Raw genomic sequence first — 5,568 nt, 5'->3', positions numbered from 1 at the left:
GGCGGGCGGGGTGCGGCTACTGCCCGCCGGTGCTCGCCGAGCCGGCCGGCACCGAGATGGTCCCGGTGAAGACGTCGAAGTACATCGCGGCCGACACCCCCAGCCCGACGATGCCGAGCGCCAGGGCGCCCCAGGTCAGGGCGCGGACCCAGGTCGGGGCCGGGCGCTTGGCGAAGAACTCGCCGACGAACAGGGTCGCGGCGGCGACCAGCATGGCCGCCACGGCGAACCAGATGCCGACCAGCGCGGTCTTGTGCCAGGGCTCGGTGTAGCGCTGCTTGATGATCGCGTCGGCGGCCGAGTTGGCGGTGTTGATCTGGCCGATCAGGGTCTGCCGCTGGGCCAGGACGTCGCCCAGCCAGCTGCCGCCCATCGAGGTCAGGGCCAGGCCGGCGGCCACGATCGCGGCCGCGCCGGTGGCGATGCCGGAGCCGGTGCGCTCCGGCTCCGGGGCCAGGTCGGCGTCGAGATAGTCGTCCTCGTCCTCGACGAGTTCCGGGACGATCTCGTCGGGCGCGATGTCGTCCGCCACGGAGGCGGAGGCGGTCTTGTCGGCTGCCGGAACGGCGGCGGTCTCGGTCTCGGCCTCGAGGACCGCGTCGTCGGTGGCGTCGACGCTGTCGGTGCTTGGCGTAGTCATGGGAGTGGAGCTTAGGCATACCAGCCTGAGAGTGCGATTAACGGACGGCCGCTATTGAGCATCTGACAGTGTTCGAAGGGCGGACGCGGCCGTCCGCATGGCGGCTGAGCAGGGGGTTGTGGCTCAGTCACACGATCGGGCCACGATGGCATTCCGTATCCGAGGCCTCGGCCCTCCCGCCTCGAAATCCCTACCGCAGCTGTTGTGCGGGCGTGAACAGCATCCGCTGCCCCAGCTCCGCGGCGGCCAACGCGGCCATCACCGCGGCGGCCAGCAGCATGTACATCACCACGATCTGATACCGGATCGCCACCTCCGGTGACACCCCGGCCAGGATCAGCCCGGTCATCGCCCCGGGCAGACTGATCAGGCCGACCACCTTCGTGGAGTCCAGCGTCGGGATCAAGGCGGTCCGCAGCAACTCCCGGCGATGCGGCGCGAACGCCGCGGCCGCGCTGAGCCCCAGCGACAACCGGGCCTCGATGGCCGCCCGCTGCCCCCGCGCCTCGGCCATCATCCGCGACAGGGTGACCCCGGTCGCCGCCATCGACCCGCTCACCACCATCCCGCCGACCGGCACCACCACCCGCGGCGTGGTCTGGATGACGCCGAACGCCATCAGCACGCCCATGGTCACCGCGGCGGCGATCGCCACAGCCGCGGTGGCGACGTAACGCGAGTGCCGCAGCCCCTTGCCCCGCCGCCCCGCCACCTGCCCGGCGATGACCACCATGACCGCCAGCCACGCGAACCCGCCGGGCAGGCCCGCGTGCTTGAACAGGAACAGCAGGACCGCGCCGACCAGGAACAGCTGGATCCCGGCCCGCACCCCGGCGATCACGATCTCGCGCGCCAGGCCCAGGCGCTGGCGCCAGGCGATGAGCACCGCCAGGCCGACGAGGCTGACGGACAGGGCTACGCCGGTCCATTCCGGTACCGCGGGGCTGCTCATGCCGCGAGTTTAGGTGCCGCGGGGCTGCGGGCGATCGGCGCGGCCGGATCAGCATCGGCTCGCGGAGTAGACGAGTGTCGGCGGTCTGTCGGCCGGATTCCGTGCGATTCGGCCGCCGACAGCGCACACCTGTCCCCACTCACCTGTCCCCGCTCACCCGCCGCCGTTCACATAGCGCACCTCGGCGACCGGCCCGTTCTCCACCAGCTGCCCCTTGCGCAGCACCAGCGCGTCGTCGGCCATCCGCTGCACCTGCGCCGCGCTGTGGCTGACCAGGATCGCTGTCAGCCCGCCACCCATCAGTCCGCACAGCGTGTCCTCCACCGCGGCCGCGGCCTCTGGGTCCAGGGCCGAGGTCGGCTCGTCCAGCAGTAGTACCTCCGGCCCGACCGCGAGTGTGCGGGCCAGGCAGACCCGCTGGCCTTCGCCCCCTGACAGGCCTTCGGTCGGCCGCTCGTGGAACTCTTCCGGCAGCCCGACCCGCTTGAGCAAGCCGAGCGCCTCCCCGTCGGTCAGCTGGGGCGCGCCGACCCGCAACTCCTCCCGCACCGACGCGGTCACCAGCACCGGACGCTGGCCGACCAGCCCCACCCGGCGGCGGAGCGCCAGCACGTCCAGCGTCTCCAGCGGCGCCCCGTCCAGCAGCACGGTGCCGGTGCTCGGGTCGTCAAGCCGGTTGAACAGCCGCAGCAGCGTCGTCTTGCCCGCGCCGCTGGGGCCGACCAGGGCGGTGCAGCGGCCGGGGGCGATGGTGGCCGTCACCCGGTCGATGATCAGGTGCCCGTCGCGGCGGACACACACCTCGCGCAGGTCGAAGCGGCTCACGCAGCGAACCTCCCGCTCGTCATTCGGTGCGTCGTGCGGAATCCGAGGCGCGCGTAGATCCGCCGCGCGGGCTCGTTCGGGTGCCAGTGGCCCAGGGCGCAGAAACCGTCGGCGTTCGCCATCGATCGGCGGGTCAGCCAGGCCGACACCGCCGCGCCGAGGCCCTGGCCGCGGGTGTCGGGCCGGGTCCCTATCGACGCCAGGTACCCGTTGCCGCCGTCGCGTCGGCAGTATGCCCCGCACGCCAGCAGCGCGCCCTCGGCGTCCCGCACCACGCCCCACGTCTGGATCGCGTCCCAGCCCGGCTTGGCCGAGTGCGAGGGGTTCGCGAGCTTCAGGAAGTCGCCGATCTCGGCGTCGGCCGCGGGGGACGGCAGCAGCTCGGTGACCCGCGCCTCGGCGGGCAGCGTCGGCAGCTCGACGCCCCAGGCCGGGTCGAAGGCCATGAAGTCCCACGTCTCCGGCTCCGAGAAGTCGAGCGCCCGCAGGTCCGTGCCGCGCGGCACGGAGAAGCCGTACGGCCGCCGCGGCAGCGACTCCAGCGCGTGCCGCAGCAGCGCGCCGGCCGTCTCCGGCGTCCCGATCACGGTCAGCCAGTCGACCAGGCCGGGGCCGTCCTGCGAGCCGCCGAAGGCGAAGCCGCCGTCGGCAGCCGCCCAGGCCACGCCCTGCTGCTCCAGCGACTCCTCCGGGGCGGCGTCCGAGCGCAGCAGGTAGTCGCCCCCGGCGGCCGCGAACAACTCCTCGGCCGACTCCAGGCGCCGTATCACCGGTTCCGTCATGTCGGTGTCTCCCGTCATGGCGATCATTGTGACTTATGGCTCTGTCAGCCCGGGGCGCTAAGGTCGTGACGTGGAGCAGCTGGACTTGTTCGAGGAGGCGGGCACCGAGAAGGCCAGGACGGCGGCCCCGCTCGCGGTCCGCATGCGGCCTCGGACCCTGGACGAGATCGTCGGGCAGAAACACCTGCTCAGAGCCGGTTCCCCGCTGTGGCGGCTGGTCAAGGCCGCCGACGGCGTCACCGTGCCGTCCTCGATCCTGCTCTGGGGCCCGCCCGGCACCGGCAAGACCACCCTGGCCTACGTGCTGGCCAACGCCACCGACCGCACCTTCGCCGAGCTGTCCGCGATCAACGCGGGCGTCAAGGAGGTCCGGGCCGTGGTGGACCGCGCGAAGCGGGAGCTGGGCATGTACGGCCGCGAGACCCTGCTGTTCCTGGACGAGATCCACCGCTTCTCCAAGGCCCAGCAGGACTCTCTGCTGCCCGCGGTCGAGAACCGCTGGGTCACGCTGGTGGCCGCGACCACCGAGAACCCGCACTTCTCCATCATCAGCCCGCTGCTGTCCCGCTCGCTGCTGCTGACCCTGCAGCCGCTCACCGAGGACGACATCCGCGAGGTGATCCACCGTGCGGTCCAGGACGAGCGCGGCCTGGGCGGGAAGGTCACGCTGCCCGAGGACGCCGAGGCCCACCTGCTGCGCATCGCCGGCGGCGACGCCCGCCGGGCCCTGACCGCGCTGGAAGCCGGGGCGGCCGGGGCGCTCGCGGCGGCCGAGGGCGCGGCTCCGGCCGAGCTCGCCCTGGACATCCTGGAGCAGGCGGTCGACCGGGCCGCGGTCCGCTATGACCGGGACGGCGACCAGCACTACGACGTCACCAGCGCCTTCATCAAGTCGGTGCGCGGCAGCGACGCGGACGCCGCGCTGCACTACCTGGCCCGCATGGTGGACGCCGGGGAGGACCCGCGCTTCATCGCCCGCCGCCTGGTGATCTCGGCCAGCGAGGACATCGGCATGGCCGATCCCAGCTCGCTGCAGGTCGCGGTGGCCGCGATGCAGGCCGTGTCGTTCATCGGCTGGCCCGAGGCGCAGATCACGCTGGCGCACGCGGTGATCCACCTGGCGCTGGCCCCGAAGTCCAATTCCGCGGTGAAGGCCATCGGAGCGGCCCTGGACGACGTGCACAAGGGTCTGGCCGGCCCGGTGCCGCCGCATCTGCGTGACGCTCATTACTCCGGGGCCCAGTCCCTGGGCCACGGCCAGGGCTACATCTACGCCCACGACGTCCCCGGCGGCGTGGCCGCGCAGCAGTACGCGCCGGACGCCGTGAAGGACCGGCGTTACTACGAGCCCACCCGGCACGGCGCCGAGGCCCGCTACTCCGACGTCTACGAGCGGGTCAGGGCCTTGCTGGACGGCTCCGCGCCCGACGCGGGCTCCGAAGCCTCCTGACACGCCGGACGGCCCAACGCCGCCGAGCCCCGTGCTTCACACCCCCCGCCGCGCGATAAGGTGCTGTCCTCAAACTCAAACACTGTGTATCGCTCAAACAGAGCGTGTCGTCAATACCAATAACAACTCAGGGAGTCCCTGGTGTCCGCTGGCGCGATTGTCGGACTGATCTTCGCGATCTTCTTCGCGATCGGAGTGCTCTTCTTCGCCTTCGTCCTGGTTCGGGTGGCCGAAGTGCTGAAGGAGACGACCAAGCTGGTCGCCGGCATCACCCAGGAGACCGTCCCGCTCCTGAACGAGATCACCGACACCGTCAAGAACGGCAACGCCCAGCTGGTCAAGGTCGACGCCATCACCGACAACGTCGAGACGATGTCGAAGAACGTCTCCGGGCTGGTCTCCACCGCCACCTCGGCGATCGGCGGCCCGCTGGTGAAGGTGGCCTCGTTCAGTTATGGGGTGCGCGCGGCCATCACCTCGCGTAAGAATGAGGACGTGGCCAAAAGGGTCAAGGCGGAGCTGAAGGCGGACCGCAAGGCCCGTCGCGCGGACAAGAAGAAGGGATGACGTTCTGATGTTCACTGGAACTGTGCGCCGGCTCTTCTGGGTGTCCATGGGCGCGACCGCGGGAGTGCTGGTCTTCCGCAAGGTCACCGCGACCGCGAAGGAGCTGACCCCCGCGGGGCTCGCGGACCGGGCCGCCGTCTCCGGCGGTGGTCTGCTGGACTCGGTCAAGGAGTTCTTCGAGGACGTGCGCGAGCGGGCGCACGACCGCGAGGAGGAACTGAACGTCGCGCTGGGCATCGACGTGCCCGCGAGCGACGACCCGAAGAAGGGTGACGGTTCCTCCAAGGAGGCGCGAGCTATCTAGGGCCGGTCGTCGCCGCCCCTACCCCGGCCGACCTGTCTCTTATACACA

Annotated in this window: 7 protein-coding genes; 3 read left to right on the top strand and 4 right to left on the bottom strand. The window is 71.4% G+C overall.

What is annotated here, in order from left to right; genetic code table 11:
* Nucleotides 1–16 precede the first annotated feature (16 nt).
* The 4 genes from KGQ19_RS47115 to KGQ19_RS47100 all read right to left on the bottom strand — a co-directional run bounded on the left by KGQ19_RS47115 (nt 17) and on the right by KGQ19_RS47100 (nt 3,217).
* Nucleotides 17–640 (bottom strand): hypothetical protein, encoded by a 624-nt coding sequence (locus KGQ19_RS47115; RefSeq protein ID WP_212021905.1) that lies wholly within the window; start codon nt 638–640, stop codon nt 17–19.
* Nucleotides 641–830: 190 nt separating this feature from the next.
* Nucleotides 831–1,592 (bottom strand): ABC transporter permease, encoded by a 762-nt coding sequence (locus KGQ19_RS47110; RefSeq protein ID WP_212021903.1) that lies wholly within the window; start codon nt 1,590–1,592, stop codon nt 831–833.
* A 153-nt stretch (nt 1,593–1,745) separates the two neighbouring features.
* Nucleotides 1,746–2,417, bottom strand: a complete 672-nt coding sequence (locus KGQ19_RS47105) for an ABC transporter ATP-binding protein (RefSeq protein ID WP_212021901.1) — start codon at nt 2,415–2,417, stop codon at nt 1,746–1,748.
* Nucleotides 2,414–3,217 (bottom strand): GNAT family N-acetyltransferase, encoded by an 804-nt coding sequence (locus KGQ19_RS47100; protein ID WP_212021889.1) that lies wholly within the window; start codon nt 3,215–3,217, stop codon nt 2,414–2,416. Before KGQ19_RS47100 ends, KGQ19_RS47105 begins: the two co-directional genes overlap by 4 nt.
* Before the next feature lie 52 nt (nt 3,218–3,269).
* Between KGQ19_RS47100 and KGQ19_RS47095 the strand changes: the two genes are divergently transcribed.
* The 3 genes from KGQ19_RS47095 to KGQ19_RS47085 all read left to right on the top strand — a co-directional run bounded on the left by KGQ19_RS47095 (nt 3,270) and on the right by KGQ19_RS47085 (nt 5,520).
* Nucleotides 3,270–4,649, top strand: coding sequence for a replication-associated recombination protein A (locus KGQ19_RS47095; RefSeq protein WP_212021887.1), 1,380 nt, complete (start codon nt 3,270–3,272; stop codon nt 4,647–4,649).
* 141 nt (nt 4,650–4,790) lie between these two features.
* Nucleotides 4,791–5,216, top strand: a complete 426-nt coding sequence (locus KGQ19_RS47090) for a DUF948 domain-containing protein (protein ID WP_194895522.1) — start codon at nt 4,791–4,793, stop codon at nt 5,214–5,216.
* A 7-nt stretch (nt 5,217–5,223) separates the two neighbouring features.
* Nucleotides 5,224–5,520 carry a hypothetical protein gene (locus tag KGQ19_RS47085; RefSeq protein WP_212021885.1) on the top strand — a complete coding sequence of 99 codons (297 nt, stop codon included), beginning with the start codon at nt 5,224–5,226 and terminating at the stop codon, nt 5,518–5,520.
* Nucleotides 5,521–5,568: the final 48 nt, after the last annotated feature.

It is taken from the genome of Catenulispora pinistramenti (assembly GCF_018274385.1).
GTDB classification, from domain to species: Bacteria; Actinomycetota; Actinomycetes; order Streptomycetales; family Catenulisporaceae; genus Catenulispora; species Catenulispora pinistramenti.
This window is presented reverse-complemented; position numbering and strand designations above follow the sequence as displayed.